General features: G+C 46.3%; 14 protein-coding genes. 6 read left to right on the top strand and 8 right to left on the bottom strand.

Annotation, left to right across the window (positions count from 1 at the left end):
- Window positions 1–6: 6 nt before the first annotated feature.
- The 5 genes from ACO0KZ_RS01090 to kdgD form a co-directional block, all read right to left on the bottom strand.
- Window positions 7–1,686, bottom strand: coding sequence for a glycoside hydrolase 43 family protein (locus ACO0KZ_RS01090; protein WP_422991868.1), 1,680 nt, complete (start codon window positions 1,684–1,686; stop codon window positions 7–9).
- Window positions 1,687–1,751: 65 nt separating this feature from the next.
- A complete protein-coding gene (locus ACO0KZ_RS01085; protein WP_422991866.1) occupies window positions 1,752–2,678 on the bottom strand; it encodes an SMP-30/gluconolactonase/LRE family protein in 927 nt (308 codons plus the stop codon).
- A 49-nt stretch (window positions 2,679–2,727) separates the two neighbouring features.
- Window positions 2,728–4,131, bottom strand: a complete 1,404-nt coding sequence (locus tag ACO0KZ_RS01080) for an MFS transporter (RefSeq protein WP_422991864.1) — start codon at window positions 4,129–4,131, stop codon at window positions 2,728–2,730.
- A gap of 94 nt (window positions 4,132–4,225) precedes the next feature.
- Entirely contained in the window at window positions 4,226–5,809 is a 1,584-nt protein-coding gene (locus ACO0KZ_RS01075; RefSeq protein WP_422991862.1) for an aldehyde dehydrogenase (NADP(+)), read from the bottom strand.
- A gap of 122 nt (window positions 5,810–5,931) precedes the next feature.
- Entirely contained in the window at window positions 5,932–6,843 is a 912-nt protein-coding gene (kdgD, locus tag ACO0KZ_RS01070) for a 5-dehydro-4-deoxyglucarate dehydratase (RefSeq protein WP_422991860.1), read from the bottom strand.
- A 558-nt stretch (window positions 6,844–7,401) separates the two neighbouring features.
- Between kdgD and ACO0KZ_RS01065 the strand changes: the two genes are divergently transcribed.
- Together ACO0KZ_RS01065 and ACO0KZ_RS01060 are read left to right on the top strand one after the other, a co-directional pair.
- Window positions 7,402–10,578: an amidohydrolase family protein gene (locus ACO0KZ_RS01065; protein ID WP_422991858.1), complete on the top strand. Its 3,177-nt coding sequence runs from the start codon at window positions 7,402–7,404 to the stop codon at window positions 10,576–10,578.
- Window positions 10,579–10,631: 53 nt separating this feature from the next.
- Window positions 10,632–12,020 (top strand): amidohydrolase family protein, encoded by a 1,389-nt coding sequence (locus ACO0KZ_RS01060; protein ID WP_422991856.1) that lies wholly within the window; start codon window positions 10,632–10,634, stop codon window positions 12,018–12,020.
- A gap of 274 nt (window positions 12,021–12,294) precedes the next feature.
- Here ACO0KZ_RS01060 and ACO0KZ_RS01055 read toward each other — a convergent pair whose 3' ends face one another.
- Window positions 12,295–12,648: an energy transducer TonB gene (locus ACO0KZ_RS01055; protein WP_422991854.1), complete on the bottom strand. Its 354-nt coding sequence runs from the start codon at window positions 12,646–12,648 to the stop codon at window positions 12,295–12,297.
- Window positions 12,649–13,232: 584 nt separating this feature from the next.
- Between ACO0KZ_RS01055 and ACO0KZ_RS01050 the strand changes: the two genes are divergently transcribed.
- On the top strand, window positions 13,233–13,925 hold the full coding sequence (locus ACO0KZ_RS01050) for a hypothetical protein (protein WP_422991852.1): 693 nt from the start codon (window positions 13,233–13,235) through the stop codon (window positions 13,923–13,925).
- 84 nt (window positions 13,926–14,009) lie between these two features.
- Here the strand turns inward: ACO0KZ_RS01050 and ACO0KZ_RS01045 are convergent, their stop codons facing one another.
- A complete protein-coding gene (locus tag ACO0KZ_RS01045) occupies window positions 14,010–16,436 on the bottom strand; it encodes a S9 family peptidase (RefSeq protein ID WP_422991850.1) in 2,427 nt (808 codons plus the stop codon).
- A gap of 393 nt (window positions 16,437–16,829) precedes the next feature.
- Here ACO0KZ_RS01045 and ACO0KZ_RS01040 point away from each other — a divergent pair, with 393 nt between their 5' ends.
- Window positions 16,830–20,183: a S41 family peptidase gene (locus ACO0KZ_RS01040; RefSeq protein WP_422991848.1), complete on the top strand. Its 3,354-nt coding sequence runs from the start codon at window positions 16,830–16,832 to the stop codon at window positions 20,181–20,183.
- A gap of 304 nt (window positions 20,184–20,487) precedes the next feature.
- On the opposite strand, the gene cspE is transcribed toward ACO0KZ_RS01040, so the two are convergent.
- Window positions 20,488–20,691 carry a transcription antiterminator/RNA stability regulator CspE gene (gene cspE / locus ACO0KZ_RS01035; RefSeq protein ID WP_126129050.1) on the bottom strand — a complete coding sequence of 68 codons (204 nt, stop codon included), beginning with the start codon at window positions 20,689–20,691 and terminating at the stop codon, window positions 20,488–20,490.
- 417 nt (window positions 20,692–21,108) lie between these two features.
- Here cspE and clpS point away from each other — a divergent pair, with 417 nt between their 5' ends.
- Complete coding sequence (gene clpS / locus ACO0KZ_RS01030) at window positions 21,109–21,417, top strand: ATP-dependent Clp protease adapter ClpS (protein ID WP_390214150.1); 309 nt, start codon at window positions 21,109–21,111, stop codon at window positions 21,415–21,417.
- Window positions 21,414–23,714 carry an ATP-dependent Clp protease ATP-binding subunit ClpA gene (gene clpA, locus ACO0KZ_RS01025; RefSeq protein WP_422991845.1) on the top strand — a complete coding sequence of 767 codons (2,301 nt, stop codon included), beginning with the start codon at window positions 21,414–21,416 and terminating at the stop codon, window positions 23,712–23,714. Before clpS ends, clpA begins: the two co-directional genes overlap by 4 nt.
- Window positions 23,715–24,048: the final 334 nt, after the last annotated feature.

Genomic DNA, 24,048 nt, shown 5'->3' with positions numbered 1-24,048 from the left:
GGAAACTTAATCTAGTGCTTTGATAGTGAAATTTGAAAAATCAGCATAATGATTTTTAGTAATTGCGATAGCAGGTGTGGCGCTGAAAAGACCGATTTTAGCGCCTACCCAGCGTCCTTGTGCTGCTACAAAGGGCGAGCCAAAAGGTAAGAAGCTCTTATTATTTTCGCTGTAATAGAACTGTGTGACACCGCCGGAGCTCATGCCTAGCTTCAGATGTAATTCTGGCGTGCTTATAAGCTTTTGTTCCAAGATTTTTTCCTGACACTTTCCCGCACCCGCGCAAGTAGCGTAGCGCAATTCATACTTGCCTTGATGTCGCTGAATGCCTATCCATGCATAGTTCGAGCCATACAATACCAAACCCGCACGATCGCCGTCTGTGTTCGTATTTAAACTTACTTTGACCGTCACACTAAATTCTGGTGCTGGTATTTTTTGCAAAATTATCGCGGGATAATCTGTCAAGGTATTGGTTTCAATTTGGGTTTGCGGATACAGCCGTAAATGATTTTTGTGCGCTGAGAGTGAATACCAATCAGCTTTCCAGTTAGCATTCCATTGCCATTGCAAGCCAAGTTCTGATAGTGAAAAATTATCTGACTCGGCTGGAGTCGCTTTGAACGCTTTCTCGGCAACCGTATTGCTTAAAGGTTTTTGCCATTCAGCGACGGGTTCACCTATTCCTGTTTTGCTATTCTTCACACCCATGACAGGCCAGTCGTTTTCCCAAGCCATGGGTTGCAAATGCACGATGCGGCCATAAGCGCGTTTATCTTGAAAATGGTAGAACCAATCGCTGCCGTCTTGCGCTATTACCCATGCACCTTGATGTGGTCCGTTGGTGTTGCTATTGCCTTGTGCTAAAACGATTTTATCTTCATAAGGACCGAGTATGTTTTTTGCACGGAATGCCGTTTGCCAGCCATGCTCCACGCCGCCAGCTGGCGCGAAAATGTAATACCAGCCATTGCGTTTATAAAATTTTGGTCCCTCTAAAGTCGTGTAGCCCGGTAATTTATTGCCATCAATGACGACACCTTTGTCCTCTATTATTTGGCTAGCATCGCTAGTCATACTTTTTAAACTCAATTGATTATTGAAACCTGCACGGCTTTTTGCCCAAGCATGCAGTAACCAAGCTTTGCCGTCGTCGTCCCACAAGGGAGTGGGATCGATCAGGCCTTTTCCTTCGATGAGTAAGTGAGGCGCTGTCCATGGACCTGCAAAATTCTTTGCGGTCATGACATAGATGCCCACATCTGGATCAGGATAAAAAATCCAAAATTTCCCGTCATGAAAGCGTAAGCTCGGTGCCCAAACACCTTTGCCGTGCTGCGGGCTGCTGAACATATCTGCAGGCATCAAGTTGGGAAGGGCATGTCCCACAAGCGACCAATGGACCATATCGGTGGATTGCAACAAGGGCAGACCAGGCGCGCTGTTAAAGCTAGACGCCGTCATGTAGTAATGATCGCCAACACGGATGACGTCAGGATCAGAATAATCGGCATGGATGATGGGATTGCGATAGCGACCGTTCCCGAGATCTGGGTCCCAAACTGTGGTTTGATTGTTTGGCTGAACAGTACTAGCGGTCTTGTTATGAGTTTGCGCGGACACACTGAATACTGGTAACAGTAAAGAGACTAACAGGCAAGAGAGCGCCTTATCCATCATGATCATGGAATATCCTATTTAAAAAAACTGGAATAAAATTAGTGCTTGCTGGCGCTTTCAGATTATACAAATTAAGCCACAAATGCAGTCTCAGCAAGGCCTTGCACACCGGGACGCAGTAGTATTGTTGCACCGGCCCAGACATCGTTCTGGGACTGACCGGCAGCGATTGATGCCACCATTAAAGTATCCATGTTGGTGCCACCAAAGCAGCACATCGTTGGTTTTGTCATTGGTACGGCGATTTGCCGGTCGAGTTTGCCTTCTGGTGTGAAACGTAAAATTCGCCCTGCATCGTTGCCACAAATCCAATAGCATCCATCAACATCAATTGCAGCACCGTCAGGCCGGCCATCATAGTTTCTCATATCGACAAACACGCGTTGATTGTGTGGCGTACCGCTGTCCGTATCGTAGTCAAATGCCCATATTAGTTGGCTATTTGGATGAGAGTCGGACAAATACATGGTGCACCCATCGGGCGACCATGCCAGGCCATTTTGTACCCATAAATTTGACACAACGGGAGTCGAGATACCTTGTTCTGTAGAATAGCGGTATAGATGACCTGCAGCGCGTGGCTCGCTCATGTCGATTAGCATAGTGCCACTCCAAAAGCGACCCTGACGGTCACAACGGCCATCGTTAAATCGCATGCCCGGTTTTAGTTCTGCAGGGGCTGCCAGATGCGTGGCGGTCACCGTACCATGCTCTTCAAGCACCAGATTAAATATGCCGCTTTCCATACCCGCGATAAATTCAAGTCTCTGACCAGCACTCTGTTTAGGTGTCAGACAGCCTATCATCTCTGCTGTATGCCAGCTTTGTACACGAGTGCCGTTGGCATCGCTACGCCAAATCGTCTTGCCTATGATGTCTACCCAAAACCAAGCGTTGTGGCTGGCCAGCCAGACTGGACTCTCGCCAACGCCACAACGGATATGGACGGATGAATTGCCGACACGCCTTACATCGACAGTATCTACAGGTTTTAGCATGTCTTATTTCGTGCTGTAAATTTTGTGGCAAGGATGCCCTGATTGCGATTTATAAATCACTGATGACTTTATACTTCGGTACCAAGGTTTTCATCACGCTCCATGCTACCAAATAGGCGAGGGCGCAGATGGCAAACATGATAGTGTAACCCGTTTGCAATTGACCTTGACTACCGTAATAGTCAAATAACCAGCCGCCAAGTTTAGTGATTAAAACGCCACCGAGGCCACCTGCCATGCCACCTATACCAACGACAGACGCGACGGCTTTTTTCGGAAACATATCTGACACTGTCGTGAAAATATTGGCAGACCAAGCTTGATGCGCAGAGGCTCCAATACCGATCAAGATAACCGGTACCCAGAAGCTCAGGTAACCGAAAGGCTGTGCCAACAAAACTACCAAAGGCACAACCGCAATCATCAACATTGCTTTCATACGACCATCATAGGGTGCGTCGCCGCGATTGATAAAGTAGCTTGGTAACCAGCCGCCACCAATACTGCCTACCATGGTCATGCTATATAAGACTGCCAATGGGAAAACAAAATCGGTCGTCTTCATGCCGTATTGCGCCGCCAGATATTTCGGTAACCAAAACAGGAAGAACCACCACACACCATCCGTCATAAATTTACCAAAGGCAAATGCCCAAGTCTGGCGATATGCGAGCAACTGGAACCAGGAGAATTTTTTGCCCTCATCATTTCCACTATCGATCACGCCATCACGTATCTGATCTTGATTGATGTAGGCTAGTTCGCCGGCGGACAAGCGTTTTTGCAGTTCAGGTTTGTCATAGAACACCATCCACGCGCCTAACCAAATAAAGCCGATCGCACCGATGATGATGAAGGTCGCTTGCCAGCCCCATGCATCTGCGATCATAGGCACTGTGATCGGCGCTAGCACCGCGCCAATGTTAGCGCCAGAGTTAAAAATACCAGTGGCGAAGGAGCGCTCTTTTTTTGGAAAATATTCTGCGGTCGCTTTGATTGCAGCGGGAAAGTTACCAGCTTCGCCCAAAGCCAGCACGGCGCGAGAAATCATAAAGCCAGCGATAGAGACTGGTACCGCCGCCAAGCCTATTGTCGTAAATACTGTGTTGATGGCGGTGCCAAATGCGATGGCAAACGCATGCATGATGGCACCGATAGACCAGACAGTAATCGCAATGACGAAAGCTTTTTTGGTGCCGATTTTGTCGATGAAGCGACCCGCAAACAACATAGAAATCGCATACACGAATTGGAATGCAGCAGTGATGTTGGCGTAATCGCTATTGGTCCAGCCGAACTCTTTACTCAGATCAGGTGCTAGTAGACTCAGTACCTGTCTGTCCAGATAGTTGATCGTGGTGGCAAAGAATAACAGGGCACAAATTGTCCATCGGTATTTGCCGATTCCTTGCGCATTGGTTTGCGGTGGCGCTTCCGCTTTTGATGATGACATTTCTTGTCTCCGGTTTTATTTTTTGTGTGCTTGCTTCGGCTAATGGGATGCAAAAAGATAGCGCTGACGCGATCTCGCCAGCGCTATTTTTCACTTACGCTGGTAGTTTAAGTTCACCATCAATCACACGCGGGATGCCCAAAGGATTGTTTGTTTGCAGGCTGATAGGTAACAGCTCCGCAGGCACTTCCTGATAACAAATTGGACGTAAGAAACGATCAATTGCCGAAGCGCCGACCGAAGTAGAACGGCTATCCGAAGTCGATGGGAAAGGGCCACCATGTACCATTGCATGCGCAACTTCCACACCAGTTGGGAAACCGTTAAACAAAATACGTCCGGCTTTGCGCTCTAATGTCGTCAATAACTTAGCTGCTGCCGCATAGTCTGCTGCATTTGCATGTACAGTAGCAGTCAACTGACCTTCCAGATGTTCAGCAATAGCCAGCACTTCCGCTTGATCAGCACACACTATGACCAAAGAAGATGGACCAAATACTTCATCATGCAAAGCGGTGTTTGATAAAAATTGTTGCGCACTGCATTGCACGAGATTGGCGCGTGCAGCGCAAGCACTGCCAGTACTTTCCTGACCTTGCGCTAGAGTTTTAACACCATCAATCTCGTGCAAACGACTGACGCCGCTGCTATATGCCTGATGTATGCCTGGTGTCAGCATAGTCGCAGCAGGTTTGCCTTCAACGGCCGCTGATGCTGCTTGGATAAAACTTTGTAGGGCAGGGCTGTCTATTGCGATGACCATACCTGGGTTGGTACAAAACTGACCTGCACCCATGGTCAGAGAGTCGACGAAAGCTTGAGCAATACCCGTGGCTTTTTCTGACAAGATATTAGGCAGCAAGAATACCGGATTAATACTGCTCATTTCTGCATAAACAGGAATAGGCTCTGGACGTTGTGCGGCAGTGCGAACCAGCGCCATGCCGCCTTGACGTGAACCTGTAAAGCCGACTGCTTTAATCGCAGCATGTGATACCAAGCTTTGACCAATTTGACGACCCTCACCGATCACCATAGAAAACACGCCCTCTGGCAAACCAGCATCACGCACCGCTTTTTGAATCGCGGTAGCTACCAATTCTGAAGTGCCTAGGTGAGCACTGTGCGCTTTGACAACGACAGGGCAACCTGCTGCCAGGGCTGACGCCGTATCACCACCTGCAACAGAAAACGCTAAAGGGAAATTACTTGCCCCAAAGACGGCAACTGGGCCCAAACCAATTTTGCGCAAACGTAAATCTGGACGTGGAGGCGCACGTTCTGGCAAAGCTGAATCTAAAGTCGCAGACAAATAGCGGCCATCGCGCACGACTTTTGCAAACAAGCGCAATTGGTTCATCGTGCGACTACGTTCGCCTTCCAAGCGCGCTACTGGCAGCCCTGTTTCTAAATTCGCGCGTTCAATCAGGCTAGTTCCTAACTCCAAAATATTGTCGGCAATTTTTTCTAAAAAAGTCGCACGTTGCTCCGGACTAGTTTCTCTGAACGTATCAAAGGCGGCGCTAGCTAACTGACATGCTCGTTCAACATCTGCATTGGTAGCTAGGCCAAATGCAGGCTCGAATTCGCTATTGGTGGCGGGATTAATCGCTTTGACCGAACCAGCACTTCCAAAAACTGTTTGCTGACCGATGATCATGCTTCCTGTGATTTGCATTGATTACTCCTGATAAAACTATGCGCTTATTTAAAATGTGGCGAAAACGGGCGAGCCCGTTTTCTGTGTTTTTACTGCATTCTTGCTATGTGCATTAAAGTCAGAGCACTGGCCTCAAGCGCTTATTGAGCACCTTGCGCTCTAATTAATTTCAACAACATCTCATCTTCTTCTGCCGTTAAATCCGTCAATGGTGCGCGTACTGGGCCACCGCTATGGCCGACCAAACGAGCACCGGCTTTCACGATACTCACTGAGTAGCCTGCTTTGCGATTGCGAATTTCTAAGTATGGTAAGAAGAATTCATCGATCAGACGATTGGTCGTCGCGAAGTCATCGGCCGCCGTTGCGTGGTAAAAATCCATCGCTAATTTTGGCACGAAATTAAATACCGCAGAAGAATACACTGGCGTACCAATTGCTTTGTACGCGCCAGCAAAAATTTCTGCTGTCGGCAAACCGCCCAGATAACTAAAGCGGTCACCCAGTCGACGCCAGATTGACACCATCAATTCGATGTCGCCGATACCATCTTTAAAACCGATCAGATTTGGGCACATCGCCGCTAATCTTTCCAGGGATTCTGGTGTCAAACGGCAGTTAGCGCGGTTATAAACGACCACGCCGATGCTAACCGACTTACAAACTTCAGCCACGTGCGCAACCAGACCATCTTGGCTAGCTTCAGTCAAATAATGTGGCAGTAACAACAAACCATGAGCACCCAAACGCTGGGCATCCTGCGCCAAGGCAATCGCAGTTCGTGTGGGACCACCCACACCCGCTAAAATCGGTACTTTGCCACGGCATGTGTCCACCGCTGTGCGGATAACGTCGGTGTATTCACCAGGCGTCAACGAAAAGAATTCACCAGTGCCACCTGCCGCAAACAAAGCACTCGCGCCATACGGTGCGAGCCATTCCAGACGTTCAGCATAAGTATCAGCACGGAAGTCACCGTTTTCATCGAAGTCGGTGATAGGGAAGGATAAAAGTCCAGACGACAGGATTTGCTTGAGGTCTTGCGGATGCATAGTGTCTCCAATAGTAAAGGCAGGAAATTGATCGGAATTAGAAAAAATCATGTGATGTCGCTTAAGTGATACGTCATCGTACAACTTAAAAATGAATTATGCAAAGCTTTTCTCTGAGTTTTTGTAAGTGTGATTGTTTTGTTATGTTAATGAGGTGTGTGGTGCGTAGAGCCTGTCTATCCAGTACGGCAATTAGCATTTACTTTTTTCGTTCTGAGAAGTGTTACCTCCTTAATCTAACGAGTGAGTCTTAATAGCAGCCTGTTGTTTTTTATCTCGCGACTTCCCAAAAGGCATCGATAGCAAGCCCGCCAGCTTACAATTTGGCTCGATTACTTTTGCGCCTTATTTGCGGCACAGGGAATTTATTTTAGTTTTTTTTGTCGAAATGTAGGCGCGCTCAAATTCTGAGGCGATTTCAAATTTATCAGAGATAACGCGCATTGATGTGCGTAAAAAATAGTCAGTTAAGTTAAGTCCAGATTTCAAACCAATTCGAATCCTATTGCCGCGAGGGCGATAGGATTTTCAATTTAAGCCCCACTTCGAGGAGTTTCTATGCAAGTTCGTCGGCGTCTCAAGCCCTTTGCAATGTTAATCGTCAGTTCAATAAGTCTCGCTTCTGCATGTGCCCAAGCTCAAGTATCAACCTCTCGTGTTGAGGGACTGCGCGAAAGTAATCCGCGTTGGCACGCATTGACAGGGGCACGTTTGGTAATGGCGCCCGGCAGGGTGGTTGAAAACGGCACAGTGGTGATACGTGATGGTGTGATTGTGTCCGCTGGGGCGAATGTTTCAGTACCAGCCGGCGCCAAGGTTTGGAAATTAGAAGGGCGCACTATCTATCCAGGCTTTATTGACATGGCGAGCAGTCTAGGTGTTCCTGCAGGCTTGCTGGCAGCCCCAGCAGCGGCACCCACTGCGCCGGGCGCACCTCCACGTGTGGCGGTTCCGCGTGTGGTGAATGGTCGTGCGCTGGCGAGCGACAATGCCCGCGTTCGTCCTGAACAAGATGTGGCGAATCAATTGGAATTGCGTGCGGATGACGCTAAGGCAGTGCGCGAACTCGGCTTTACTACAGTATTAGCAGCGCCGTCCTCAGGCATCTTCCGTGGTCAAAGTGCCTTGTTGAATTTGAATGGTGCGGATACCGCTAAATCACTGGTTTTGAATTCCCGTGTTGCGCAGCATATGGCGAATGAATTGGAAATGGGGCGCGGCAGTAGCTATCCAAGTTCTTTGATGGGCGTGATCGCTCAGGTGCGTCAGACTTTTTACGATGCGCAATGGTATCAACGAGCGACAGACTCAAAGTTAAAACAAGAACGCCCACAACTCAATGAATCCTTGGAAGCATTGAAACCTGTTTTAGCAGGGCGCCAGCCAGTGATTTACGCTACCGACAATGAGCAAGCCTATCAACGCGTGGCAAGGCTCAGGGACGAATTCAAATTGCGTGTGATTTTGCAAGGCAATGGTTTTGAATATCGCCGAACTAATCATTTGAAAACCGGTGGCATGCCGGTGATCGTGCCGTTACTGTATCCAAATGCGCCAGAAGTTGAGAATCCGGATATGGCATTAGATACTTCCTTGGAAGCGATGCAACATTGGGAACAAGCGCCTTCTAACTTGGCGATGCTAGATAAGGCAGGTGTAGAGTTTGCGATTACAGCAGCGGGTCTGAAAGACCCCAAAAAAGATTTCTGGACGCGCTTGCGTCAAGCGATACGTCGCGGCTTACCCGTTGAGCAGGCATTGGCCGGTTTGACCACGACCCCCGCTAAGTTATTAGGTGAACAAAAACGTTTGGGCACATTAACGCCAGGTCATATGGCGAATATCGTGATTGCCAGTGGTGACATGTTCAACGACGATAAAGCGAATATAGAAATCACCTTCGTCGATGGCAAGCCGTTTGTTACCGAAAACTATAATCGCTTCGAATTGCGCGGTAGCTGGGATGTGAACACCGGTGGTAAAACACAGATCTGGAATATCACAGGCACAGCACTGAAACCGATGTTGACAGTAGACGGCGTTAACGTAGAACTGAGCCTACGTGATAATCAGTTATTGGCGCGCTATGGCGATACTGCGATTATTGCGGATGGTCGTGGGGATAGCCTGAGTGGAACTATACAACAAGGACAAACTAAGGCAGTGTTGTGGACTGCTCATCGCACTAAAGCGGCACTGGCCGATAGCACGCCTGTTAAGCCTGAGAAAATGCCAGCCAGCTGGAAAAATGTATATCCTGCCGGTCCTTATGCTTCCTCTATCAGTGCCCGACCTTCTGCAATCTTGATTAAAAACGCGACAATCTGGACTAGTGCCAAGGCGGGTAAATTAGAACAATCTGATATGTTGGTGGTAGATGGCAAAATCAGCGCGATCGGTAACAATTTAAGAGCCCCAGCAAATGCAGAAGTCATCGATGCGACGGGCAAGCATATTAGCCCTGGCATCATTGACGCTCATTCGCACACCGCGATGATGCAAGGTATTAACGAAGGCACGAGTTCGATTACCGCCGAAGTACGTGTTGGTGACATTATTGATGCCAGCAGTATCAATATTTATCGTCAGCTAGCCGGTGGTGTGACAACCGCGAATATATTGCATGGTTCTGCCAATACCATAGGCGGCCAAAATCAAGTGATTAAAATGCGTTGGGGTTCTGATGCCGAAGGATTAAAATTAGACGGTGCTTTCCCTGGGATCAAATTTGCTTTGGGTGAGAATGTCAAACAATCCAATTGGGGTAATGAAGCGACGGGCCGTTATCCACAAACACGTATGGGCGTGGAGCAAATCTTGCGGAGTGCTTTCCTCGCTGCTCGTGCCTACAAAGAAGAACGCGATGCATGGCGCAAAGCCCCAGGCTCAATGTTAGAACCACGTCGTGATCTGCAACTTGATACCTTGGTTGAACTGCTGGATCGCAAACGTATGATCCATATTCACTCTTACCGTCAAGATGAAATTTTGATGTTTGCCCGCTTTGCCAAAGAGTTTAATTTGATGGTCGGCACATTCCAACATGTGATGGAAGGTTACAAAGTAGCTGACGAAATCGCTGCCTTAGGTGCGGGCGGTTCTACTTTCTCTGACTGGTGGGGTTACAAGATGGAAGTGATTGATTCTGTGCCATTTAACGGTGCTTTGATGCATCAGGCAGGCGTCGTTACCAGCTTTAATTCGGATAGCGATGAATTGGCGCGGCACTTGAATACCGAAGCGGCTAAAGCCGTTAAATATGGTGGTTTGTCTGAAACTGAGGCACTTAAATTCGTCACTCTTAATCCAGCTAAACAATTGCATATCGATCAAAGAACCGGTTCTTTGGAAGTCGGTAAAGATGCCGACTTTGTGATTTGGAATACCAGTCCCTTATCGACATTTAGTCGCGCAGAACAAACTTGGATTGAGGGGCAACGCTATTTTGATTTAGCTAGCGATGCGCGTTTACGTAGAGAAGCACAAGAAGAACGTCAGCGTATTGCGAGCAGTGTGATCGCAAGTCGAGCATCCGTGGCGCCGAGCAATGCCAGGTCAAAAGATTCGGTAAAAGACGCAGCGGCGGATAAAGTCAGTACCCCAAAATCTGCGGCTGAAATGTTAGAAGCGAATCGTGCCTATTTAGAATTGCAGCATTGGATGCACATGGTCAGCAAGCATCGCACTGGCTATTGGAGTGGTGCAGAAGAACACGAATGCACGGGAGAAGAATAATGTCACCATTATCACAACAACGCTCCTCAACTTTCACAATGAATTCGAATTCTATGATGAATAAAAAAACAAATTTAACTACAAGCATCGCTAAGCTATTCGTTGTCACGATTCTGTCAAGCGCGAGTATGCTGGGCCTCGCTGATCTCGCAATCGCTTCGGATAATGTGCCTGCTGCAGCACAAAAAATACCTTTAGTATTTAAAGGCGCGACTTTACACACGGTCAGTGGCCAAAACATTGTCAATGGCAGTATGTTAGTGGACAAAGGTCGTATCGTTGCGCTTGGTAGCCAGATCAATGTGCCAACTAATGCCCAAGTGATCGATGTCAGTGGTAAACACATTTATCCGGGCATGATTGCAGCAAATACGGTGATGGGTTTAGCCGAAGTGCAGTCAGTTCGTGCCACCTTGGACTATGCAGAAGCTGGTGCGATTAATCCTAACGCGCGAGCTTTGGTGGCGGTGAATCCTGATAGCGAGTTAATCACGACAGCGCGTGCCAATGGCGTTTTGGCGACTTTGAGCGTGCCGAATTCACCTGCTGGTTTAATCAATGGCACTTCCGCTTTGATACAGTTAGATGGCTGGACTTGGGAAGAGATGGCGGTGCAAGCAGAAGTAGGTTTGCATATTACGCTGCCTGTGTTACGTTTTAATCCCGAATTGTTTCCAGCCCCTTTAGATACCCGTCTGGATGAAATCCGTAAGGCAAGCACGCAGCGCTTGAAAATGCTGGAAGATGCCTTCGATGCGGCATTGGCCTATCGCGATGCACGTGCACAGAACGATGGTACCCAGATTGATGTGCGTTGGGAGGCGATGTTGCCCGCCTTGGCAGGCAAGCGTCCCGTATTTTTTCACGCACAAGATGTCAATCAAATTCGTTTTGCTTTGAATTTTGCTGAACGCTATCAGTTGAAATTAGTGATTGTTGGCGGTGTTGATGCGCCCTTGCTGGCCGATGTTTTGAAACAGCGTCAGGTACCGGTCATCGTCACAGGTATTCATAAGTTACCTATGCGCCGCGGTGCCGATTACGATGCCTATTTCACCGTGGCAGCAAAGTTGGCACAAGCTGGTGTGCCATTTTGTATCGCACGTTCTGGCACTGACGATGATGTACCGAACGAACGTAACCTGCCTTACGAAGCCGCAGTCGCTGCAACGTTTGGCTTAGATCCGAACGAAGCTTTAAGAGCGATTACACTCTATCCGGCGCAAATCTTGGGTGTGGCAGATCGTTTGGGTTCACTTGAAGCCGGTAAGTTGGCGAACTTCTTTGTATCGAATGGTGATCCATTGGAAACATCGACTAAAGTAGAGCAAATCTACATTCAAGGCAGAGCCGTAGACAGCTCGACGAAACAGTCCCGTCTTACTGAAAAATACCAACAGAAGTATTTGCAAAAGAGCGGTGCAAGTCAGATGAAAAACTAAGTGAACTCAAAATAGGGCAACTGAAACAAGTTGCCCTATTATTTGTGAGCTTATTTGCGAGCTTATATGCAAACTGAGTGATATTCTTCAGGATCAATGTACTAGCTAACTAGCGATGCATAGACAAAATGATCTGCTAAACATAAAAAAGACAAATGGTGCGCTACTTGAAGAAGTAGTGCACCATTTTTTTGTCTAAATTCAATGGTACAGTTTTGGTGAAATCAACGGTGTTTAGTTTAAGACAAGTCACTCAATCGATGAGTGGACAGGCTTACTTAATTGCCCAAGTAAATGCGATCAAATGCGATGGCTTGCTCACGATGTTCGCCGATTTTTTTGCGTCGAACTGGCAGTTCTTTAATGCACTTAATGATGCTTTATCGAGGTTTGCGAAACCGCTAGATTCTTCTACTTTTGCTTCTGTTACTTTACCTGTTGCATCAGTAGAAAAACGTAACTTCACTTGACCTTTTTCTTCTTTGCGCAGCATTTGTGTGTCGTATTCAGGCATCTCGCAGGCATTCATTTTGAGAACGTTACTGGTTTCGTCTGCGCTAGCGGATAAGCATGACAGGGATAACAGTGAGCCCACGATAGTGGCGATAAGGCGAGAGTTGGCGTACATAAGACCTCCATTTAAATTGCAAAGTGAATTAAAAAAACTTGACTGAGGCAGAGCTGCGATGCGGCATTTCCTTTATCTGGGAATTGCTAACTCTGTTTTCCTTTGTCTCTGGGCTCAAATATACGTGTCCCGTGAGTTCGTTCAAAATTGCGATTTCATATGTCCATTATTCGTAAAAAACATAATGCAAATCGTGCATTTTCTTGGTGCGCGAGTTCAGTAAAAAAAGATTTAGCATTCACCGTCTCGGTGCAAAAAAAGTCTGATTTGAGATGAATTGGAAAGATTTTTTTGGCTGTGAACAGAATTGGTGCGATTAAATTTTTTTTTGAAAAATAGTCGTTTTTTTTGTGATTGCGTATTTTTTCAACACATTTTTAGGATTTTTCAGGCGTTGCTGTTTAAAAAAAGACATGAACTTTCGTCGAAGGCTTAAGTATTCAACGATTCAAACGCATAATAGTAACTTCGGCGTTTGGCCAGTCTAATTAGCCAGAATCTTGCTAAAAGCTTCAGCGCTTTGTTGGAGCTCGAAAGAAGCAGCACCAGTCTTTTACCTATTTTTTTGATGTAGAGAATTTCAATTGCAGAAAACGCCTATTCCTTGGCTAGTCATTAAAGCCGAGCTTCTTCTTATTTTTTTGGTCGTTCTTGTTTTGGCGGTCAAGTCATTCCGCTTTGTCAACGATGACACTAGGCTGGTCTTGCGCGGCGAGCTCGACTTGGTCAGCATTGCATTGATAGAAAATGCCTTGCGTGAGCACAAAGGAAAGTTTAATACTTTGCAGTTTGAAGACTCCCCAGGCGCGGGAGCTGCGGCGGGAATGATCGTCGATCAGCTCGAAGGTCTCATTAATCGACATCATTTGAATACCGAAGCGCGTGGCTACTGTGCTTCAGCTTGTGCTGCGGCTTTTCTTTTAGGTGAAAACCGGACTCTTTTAAAGAATAATGAGCTTGCGCCAACCTATTTGATGATTCATGCTTTTCGAAATCATGTGACTCGCGAAGTTAATTATGGAAAAACTGAAACTTTGAATAAGAAGATGAGTGCCAAAAGTTTGAGTAAGTTACCTTTGCCATTGTTGAATCGAATTTTTGACGATAAGAAGGGAACTGGCGATGGCGAAATTTATATCTTCCGAGACCCACAACGCACACCAAATGGGCAGCATCATGTCTTTGTCTGCGATGGTTCGCGCCACGTGGTCATTGGACAATGTGAACCTATAGTCGGTATGACGCCAGCGAAGTTGGGAATACGCGTAGCGAATTAGCTGAACGCGATTCCCCATAAAAAAATCCCAGTACACGAATGAACCGGGATTTTTTTAGGACAACTTATGAGTTTATTTTGCCAGTTATTTTTTCAAACATTTTTCCAAGAATTGGTCTTGTTCCCACAACAGATGCAAAATGTTTTCACGTGCGGCATAGCCATGGCTTTCTTTCGGGAGAATAACCATGCGAGCAGGAGCGCCCAAGCCTTTTAACGCTTGGAAGTAGCGCTCGGTTTGCAGTGTGAAGGTACCTGGGTTATTGTCAGCTTCACCGTGTACTAACAAGATTGGGGTCTTCATTTTGTCTGCGTTCATGAACGGCGACATTTTGGTATAGACCTCAGGTGTTTCCCAATAATTGCGTTGTTCACTTTGGAAACCAAAAGGTGTCAATGTGCGGTTGTAAGCGCCGCTACGTGCGATACCACAGGCAAACAAATTGGAGTAGGTTAACAAATTCGCCGTCATAAATGCGCCGTAAGAATGACCGCCAACCGCTACTTTTTTTCGGTCGATATAACCAAGCGCATCGACCGCATTAATGGCCGCCTCTGCATTATCGACTAACTGCGGTACAAAATTATCATTCGGCTCTGTCTTACCTTCGCCGATGATAGGGAAGGCGGCATCATCCAAGACCGCATAACCACGGGTTGCCCAGTAGATGAAAGAACCATAGCTAGGCGCAGTGAACGCATTTGGGTTGTGTGTGCTTTGGCCCGCAGAGTCTTTATCTTTAAATTCTGCAGGATAAGCCCAGATCAAGAGCGGTAATTTCTCTTTGTTGGTTTTGTCGTAGCCTGCAGGCAAATATAAAGTGCCTGATAACTGCACGCCGTCTTTACGCTGATATTTAATCACCTCTTTCGATACGTTTTTTAAGCCTTCATACGGATTCTTGAACTGCGTAATCGGCGTCAACTTAGAGTCTTTGATATTACGGAAGTAGAAATTAGGAAAATCAGTCTTTGACTGTATCTGCACCAATACATCGCCTTTAGTGAAGTCTTCAATGGATTGAATAATTTCAATCTTGTCGGTATAAGTCGATTGGTAAACGCGAGTTTTTTCTAGGCTCTCTACATTCATCGCATCGATAAATGGGAATTGTCCTTTCTTGGTATGACCCGCACCGATTAAGTAGGCTTTGTTATCTTCAATAGCCAATACGCGTCGGTCATACTGATTGCGCTTGGTTTCGAAGCGACCAGGATTCGCATACAAATCCTGAGAGTTGCGGTCGAATACCAAACGTGGTGTTTCTGCAGGATTGGATGGATTGAAGAAATAAGTTTTTTCATTTCGCGTGTCATACCAGCTATCGCTAATAATAGCTAACTTATCGTTACCCCATACGATACTACCAAAACGTTGCGCGGTTTTTACCAAGGATTTTGGCGCTTGATCAAAGGGTGCATCCCACTGAAATACTTCATCACGGAAATCGACTTTTTTCGCAGGATCACCGCCGTCCAATGCGACCACATAAGACAAGCTGGCTGGTTTGTCCGCACGCCAGTTCATACTGCGCTTACCCTCACGTACTGCGCTAAAACCTTTAGGGATAATTTCAGTCAAAGGGACTTCATTGACCGTCTTAATGACTTTGCCGGTTAAATCCATGACCACGGTTTTAATAGGAAAACGACTGGCAGGAACAACGTAAGAGAAGGGCTTTTGTATGCTGGTGATCATGAGGAACTTACCATCGGGAGAGAAACTCTCGCCAGCAAACATCTCAGCTTTTTTCCACAAGCTGCTTGTGCCATTCACGTTCACCTTAAATAACTCGGAACTGGCGATATTTTCAAAATTGATTTCATCGTTGCGATTTTTTAGCAAATCGGGGAAAGTACGATTTTGTGCCGCTTTGCCATCCGCGTTGGAAATGATAGCGCCCGTCGGTAAGTCTTTGCTAGCGTCCAATAGATGTGCACGATTTTTTGGTAGGAATTTAACTAATAAATTATCGCTGTCTTTGAACCAGATAAACGGGCTATCCAGATTGGCATTCACATTCGCGCCACTGATTTTCTTTGCTTGTGCGCTAGCAACATCGATTACCCATAGTTCCACGCCCTTGTCAGTAGTATGTGTAAAGGCAATTTTCTTTTCATTCGGAGACCAACTGATATTGGCGATCAAAGGATCTTTTGGCAAACCTTTGACTTGTTGTTCTTCGCCGCCATTGACTTTACGTACTTTAAGATTATTGATGTAGTTGGTAGAGCTGGAGATATTTGTGATGGGATTGATACGCAGGCCACCTAAACGCAATTCTGACTGATTCAATTCCGCCAGTGTTTTGAAAGTGCTGCGGTAGGTCAGCAGCATCATTTGTTTTTTTGAATCCATGCTGACGGCGGGTGCACGTACCACATCGGCCAATTCCAATATTGATTGTGGAGGCTTTTGATAGGGCAGATTTTCTTGTGCCATTGCGGTAGCGCTCATGCCTATGCTAGCAATGCTGGCGGCCAAGCCTAATATACGCAGATTCATTTTCATTATTAATCCTATTATGTGTTTAGGTTGTTTAAATGCTTTTTTGCTCCCCTTAGACAGATTTTGATCTCTGAAGTTCATTCCATGATGTCTGATGTCATACGGAGTTTAATTTGAGGTAAAAGGCTTTGACCATTTCACAGGATTGATATTGTTTAATTAGCATTTTAAATATTATTCGAATAGCCTGACGGGACGGGGGTGTGTGTTTGTATCAGCATTACTTCATTTTTTTGCGTAGCTGAATTTAATCTAGCTGACAGTATTCTTGGCCAGAATAATCTCTGCTACAGTGACGCTGGCCCATCAAGCTTGATGCCGCATTTTGTACCAGCCGTGCTTCGGTTTTGAAGCACCGTGCGCTGTACGTTTTGACTTTCTTACAAGGAGATGTCTGTGCAAATTTCTTCCCTCACTAAAAAGACCATCATCAGTTTATTAATAGGCGCTTGTTTCACTGTACCCGCAGCCTACGCGGATACCCAGTTGCTGCGACAACCAGCGGTATCGCGTGATCATCTTGCGTTTGTATACGGTGGTGATATTTGGTTGGCAGATCGTGACGGTAAGAATCCGCAACGCCTGACGCAACATCCAGCTGCGGAATTTGCACCGATGTTTTCACCCGATGGCAAATGGTTGGCATTTTCTGCTTCCTATGATCGCAATACGGATGTGTATGTGATGCCTGCAGGCGGCGGAGAGGCGCGGCGCTTGACCTGGCATCCGGGTGCCGATGTGGTGGTTGGATGGAGCGCGGATAGCAAGCGCGTGTTGTTTTCGTCTGGGCGCGAAATTGCGGTGAGTCGTAGCACGCATTTGTATGAAGTGTCGGTCGAAGGTGGCTTTGAAAATAAAGTGATGGATGCGATTGCGTTTGAAGGCACTTGGTCCGGCGATGGCAAGTTATTAGCGTATCGTCCATTCCCTCAAGCTTATGCAGGCAGCAGTGGCTGGCGTCAACATCGCGGTGGCACCACGCCACCGATTTGGATTATCGATATCAATGGCAAGAAATTAGAAAAAATACCGCATGAAAATGCCACCGATAAATCACCAGTTTGGATAGGCGATGATGTGTACTTCATCTCCGATAGAAATGACGGCGCAGCCAATTTGTTTAGCTATAACCGCAAGAGCAAGGCTGTAAAACAGTTAAGTAAAGAGACAGTATGGGATATTCGTAGCATGAGCGCCTACGACAAGACGATCGTGTATGAAGCGGGCGGTGTCTTAAAGGAATTCGATACCACGACCGGTAAAACGAAGATCTTATCAGTGGATTTGAGCGCGCAAACCGGTCAGGCAAATCAATTGCGTCCGCAATGGAAAGATGCGACGAGCAACGTCACTTCTGCCAGTTTGTCACCCACAGGAAAACGTGTCGTCGTGACCGCACGGGGTGAGGTGTTTACCGTGCCAGTCAAAGATGGCTCCATACGAAATTTGACTGAGACTGCGGGCGTGCGCGAAAAAGACGCGATTTGGAGTCCAGATGGAAAACATATTGCATATATTTCCGATGCGGGGATAGAACATAAAATCATTATCCGAGATCAAACTGGCAGTGACGCAGGCAAGACGATCGCACTTGGTAAATCGGGTTACTTCACTTTGCTCGAATGGTCATCCAATAGTCAGATGATCGTTTTTCAGGACAATCATTTGCAACTCTTTGTTTTGAATCTGGCGCAAGGAAAAATCAGCAAAATAGATGAGAGCGCACGTAGGTCGAATTTTTCTACTTCATTTTCCAGCGATAGTCGCTGGTTGGCATACACGGTAGCTGGTGCCAACCATTTCTCACAAGTGAAATTATATGATTTCAACAGCGGCAAGAGCACTACCATTACCGATGGTCTAAGTGATGCTGATAATCCTGCGTTCGCCCCCACGGATTACCTATACTTTACAGCATCAACTAACGCGGGGCCAACTCATGTCGGCCTTGATATGTCGAGTCAGGAACGACCACTGCGCAATGGAATTTATGCGGTGGTACTAGCGGCTGATGGTAAGTCGCCATTGTTGCCAAAATCAGGCGATGAGGATGGTAAAAAAGACGACAAGAAAGACGACAAGAAAGAAGATAAAAAAGACAGTAAGTCAGAAGGGGATAAAAAACCTGAAGTTGCCTCTGCGACAGATACAAAAAAAGACGAGGTTAGCAAGCCCATCAAAGCAGTTAAGGTCGATCTCGCCGGCATACAGCAGCGTATCGTCCCTTTACCCATCGCTGAGCGTAACAACGTTGCTTTGTCGGTGGCTTCCGACGGTGCTTTATTCTTCTTGGAGCGTCCGCAACCGGGCGTCAGTAATGATCCTCCGGCAGAGCGCAGCGGCAATAATGCGAACTTAATGCGCTTTAATATGGAGGAGAAAAAAGCCAAGTTAGTCAAAGCCGGCATCGCCGAATACAGCCTTAGTGCCGATGGCAAAAAACTTCTACTGCAATCGACAGGCGCAAAATTAGAAATCGCTGATGCTGCAGAGAAAATTGATCCTAAGCCTATCAGCTTGGCTGGACTCAAAATGCGCGTTGACCCACGTGCAGAGTGGGAGCAGATTTTTAATGAAACCTGGTGGATGCAGAAGGAATTTTTCTATGATGCGAATTTGCATGGCATAGATTGGGATGGCATCTATAAGCGTTACCACGCCTTACTCAAGAATTTGCAAAGACGAGAAGATTTGAATGAATTGCTGGTAGAAATGATAGGTGAATTACAAGTTGGTCATAACCGCGTGAGTGGTGGCGATATTCATCAAGAAACTTTAATCCCGGTTGGTTTGCTTGGCGCTGATTTTAGCTTTGAAAATGGGCATGTACGAATCAAGACGATTTTTAAAGGTGATCGTTGGAGCCCTTTCTCGCCAGCGCCCTTGGCAATACCAGGTTTGGATGTGAAGGAAGGTGACTACTTAATCGCGATCGATGACAAAAACGTCGATGCAAAGAACAATCTGTATGCCTTGATGGAAAACAAGGTTGGCAAACAAGTCAAGCTTACTATCATGCGTGATTTGATCACTAAAGTGACCCACCAAGTTGTTGTGCAACCGGTCGCGAATGAAGCTGATTTGCGGCAATGGCATTGGATAGAAAAAAATCGCGACTATGTGCAAAAGAAAACAGATGGCAGAGTCGCTTACGTTTATCTGCCGAACACCGGTGGCGAGGGCTATCAATATTTCAATCGCATGTTCTATGCTCAAGCCGAAAAATCAGCATTGATCGTCGATGAGCGCCGCAACGGCGGTGGCCAAGCCGCTAATTACATTACGGATGTACTCAGCCGCCAATATTTGGCTGGTTGGAAGGATCGTGACGGTATGATCTACGAAACGCCCGGTGCGGCCATTTATGGTCCTAAGGCGATGTTGATTGATCAGGATGCTGGCTCGGGTGGTGATTTTCTACCTTACTCGTTTAAACGTCTTAAATTGGGGACATTGATTGGTAAGCGAACCTGGGGCGGACTCATTGGCATTTCCGCCAATCCTAATTTAATCGATGGTGGCAATCTGGTCGTGCCGTTCTTCCGCTTCTTCACACCTGACAATGAATGGCGTGTGGAAAACGAAGGCGTAGCGCCGGACATCGATGTTGATCTCGATCCACTCGAAGTCAACCAAGGTCGCGATCCGCAACTCGACGCTGCGATTAAAGATGTGATGGATAGATTGAAAACTTACCGTGACATTAAATTACGCGTTGCACCACCTATGCCAAAGAAGTTGGGGCAGTGAAGTGATGGATGCGGACTTAATACGCTGAATGTGCGCTTAGTTCCTATGCATACACCAAGTTTAGCAATCCAGAGTAGTGTCTGATCTGAACTTGGTGTTGGTTGGCGTTAGACAGTTAAACCGTGTCAGCGTATAGGTTGGTGTCGAGCATCATTCCTTGAACCTGATAGTCAATTTGCATGACAATAATTCGCTTACTTATAGTGATTGAGTAAATCAACAGCCAGACACTTTCTGATTCACCATTTAATTAGTCGAAAAAAAACCCGCTGTAGCGGGTTTTTTTAAAACATTTCAAATCTGATTAAGGATTTTGGATGTTAGAAGCTTGCTTGCCTTTTGGACCCTGTGTTACCTCGAATTGCACTTTTTGACCTTCTTTCAAAGTCTTGAAGCCATTCATTTGGATCGCGGAGAAGTGGGCGAACAAATCCTCACCGCCATCATCAGGAGTGATAAAACCAAAACCCTTGGAATCATTGAACCATTTTACGGTACCTGTTGCCATAATACATCTTTCAAATATAAACTAATCACACGAGCCGAAAAAGCAAGAAAACTCTATAAAGCTACCTTTCTTAACCTGCCCACTTCATATTGATAATAAAAACTTAAGTTAGATATCAATAAATATCATTCTTGGCGGAAAAAAAAGTAAAGTCAAGAAAATTAGCTTGTCCTCGTAGTATTGTTGTTTTTTTACGTGAAAAGTCTTGCTCTTGATCTGTGGGAAATGATCTCCATCTACCCAAACAGGTCGTAGGCGACTGACAAACGCTGAATGCATGAATTGCTTATTCGGATTCAGTTGGTTAAATATTCTTAAGCTCCTGCAGAAATTACATAAGCGCCTTACAATGAACAGAAGTACTTTTATTTGTCTGATTTTTGACTTCGACCTCGATCAACGTACTAGAATAGACGTATGGGAATAAAGCATGAAAATAGTACGGTACTCGAAAAGCAGGCGCAGAAATTAAAACCGCCTTCGATGTACCAAGTGGTACTTCTGAATGACGACTACACACCGATGGAGTTTGTCGTGGCGGTTATTCAAGAATACTTTAGCAAAGATAGAGAAACTGCCATGCAGATCATGTTGAAGGTGCACGTCGAAGGGCGTGGGGTTTGCGGTGTTTATACGAAAGATGTCGCATTGACAAAGGTTGAGCTGGTTTTAACACACGCTAAGCACGCGGGTCATCCGCTGCAATGTGTGATGGAGGAAGTATGATTGCGCAAGAATTAGAAGTCAGTTTGCATATGGCCTTCGTTGAGGCAAGGCAAGCTCGTTACGAGTTTATTACGGTTGAGCATTTGTTACTCGCGTTGCTGGATAATCCATCAGCAGCCGAAGTGATGCGCGCCTGTGCCGTGAATATTGAAGACTTGCGTAAGACCCTATCCAATTTCATCGCCGATAATACACCTACAGTACCAGGTGCGGGCGAGGTTGATACTCAGCCAACGTTGGGTTTTCAACGTGTGATCCAACGTGCCATCATGCATGTGCAATCTGCATCGAATGGCAAGAAAGAAGTAACTGGCGCGAATGTGTTGGTTGCGATTTTCGGCGAAAAAGATTCTCATGCTGTGTATTATTTACATCAGCAAGGGGTGACGCGCCTTGATGTCGTGAACTTCATTTCGCATGGTGTGCGTAAAGATAATCACAATGAACCGCAAAAATCGCCTGAAGGCGCGGAAGATGCGCAGGGCGATGCACAAGCCAAAGAAAATCCACTCGAACAATTCACCCAGAATTTGAATAAAGCCGCGGCTGAGGGCAAGATTGACCCTTTGATTGGCCGCGATAGCGAAGTGGAGCGCGTGATTCAAATTTTGTGCCGCCGTCGCAAAAACAACCCTTTATTAGTCGGTGAAGCAGGTGTTGGTAAAACCGCGATTGCCGAAGGTTTGGCATGGCGCATTACCCAAAATGACGTGCCTGATATTTTGAGTCAGGCGGTCGTGTATTCCTTGGACATGGGTTCTTTGTTAGCAGGTACAAAATACCGTGGTGACTTTGAGTTGCGCTTAAAAGGTGTTTTGAAACAGCTAAAAGATGCACCTGACGCAATTTTGTTTATTGATGAAATTCACACGATCATCGGTGCCGGTTCTGCCTCAGGAGGCACGATGGATGCATCGAATTTGTTGAAGCCAGCCTTGTCAAATGGTCAGTTGAAATGCATAGGCGCAACTACTTATACCGAATACCGTGGTGTGTTCGAAAAAGATCACGCACTCGCACGACGCTTCCAAAAAGTCGATGTGAATGAACCGACGGTAGAACAGACTGTACAAATTCTGCGTGGCTTAAAATCGAAGTTTGAAGAGCATCATAACGTCAAGTATTCGGCGGCGGCTTTAACGACAGCGGCAGAGTTGTCCGCGCGTTTCTTGAACGACAGGCACTTGCCGGATAAAGCGATTGATGTGATCGATGAAGCTGGTGCGGCACAAAGAATTTTGCCGAAGTCCAAGCAAAAGAAAACAATAGGCAAAGCGGATATCGAAGATATTATTTCTAAGATCGCTCGTATCCCGCCACAAACCGTGAATCAAGACGATCGCAGTAAATTGCAGACAATTGATCGGGATTTGAAAAATGTGGTGTTCGGTCAAGATCCGGCGATTGAAGCTTTGGCGGCTGCGATTAAGATGTCACGCGCAGGTTTGGGTAAAACGGATAAGCCGATTGGCTCCTTCTTATTCTCAGGCCCAACAGGTGTTGGTAAAACCGAAGTGGCAAAGCAACTTGCGTTCACATTAGGCATTGAGTTGATTCGTTTCGATATGTCGGAATACATGGAGCGCCACGCGGTCAGTCGCCTGATCGGTGCTCCTCCAGGCTATGTAGGTTTTGACCAGGGTGGTTTGTTGACTGAGGCGATTACTAAGAAGCCGCATGCAGTTTTGTTACTGGATGAGATTGAAAAAGCCCATCCCGATGTGTTCAATATTTTGTTACAAGTCATGGATCATGGCACGCTGACCGATAATAATGGACGCAAAGCGGATTTCCGTAATGTGATCATTATTATGACGACCAATGCCGGTGCTGAAAGTCTGCAAAAAGCGTCGATCGGCTTTAGTAATAGCAAACAAGCCGGTGATGAAATGGCGGATATTAAGCGTATGTTTACGCCTGAGTTCCGCAATCGTTTAGATTCGATTATCAGTTTCCGTTCGCTTGATGAAGAAATTATTCTGCGCGTTGTGGATAAATTCTTGATGCAATTGGAAGAACAATTGCACGAGAAAAAAGTGGAAGCGACTTTCAGTGATCATTTGCGGAAGTTCTTGGCGAAGAAAGGCTTCGATCCATTGATGGGCGCGCGCCCTATGGCACGTTTGATTCAAGACATGATTCGCAAAGCCTTGGCCGATGAGCTTTTATTTGGTCGTTTGGTCAGTGGAGGACGCGTCGGCGTCGATCTGGATGACAAAGATCAGATCAAGCTGGAATTCTCAGAGGGTGATGCACCACCGCCAGTTGCTTCGCAAGAAGTGGTAGAAGTGGAATAGTTTTTTTCTGCGAGGAAGCTCAAAAACCCAGATGCCGATCTGGGTTTTTTTTTGTCTTGTGGATTCGAATGGATATTGATGTTGATGCCAGTTTTCATCAAGTTATTTGGTATTTTTGTATTGGAAATGAAAATTTTCTTACGCACTATTTGAATAAAAGTGGTCGATGACATCTTCCTCCAGTATACTGAGCCACCATTTTTCTTAGCTTGTTTCAAGACGTGATTGGCTATTTTGGCTAATGTCAGTTGCGTAGCTTAAGATTCTGGACTTGTTTTTGTACTTTTTGTGTACTGGGTAAAAGTACCGCGAACAGCTTATTAGATGAAGTCGG

Origin of the sequence: Undibacterium sp. Di24W, from assembly GCF_049340325.1 — a bacterium.
GTDB lineage: Bacteria > Pseudomonadota > Gammaproteobacteria > Burkholderiales > Burkholderiaceae_D > Undibacterium.
Note: the sequence above shows the minus strand (reverse complement) of the source record. Positions and strands in the feature narration are given on the sequence as shown.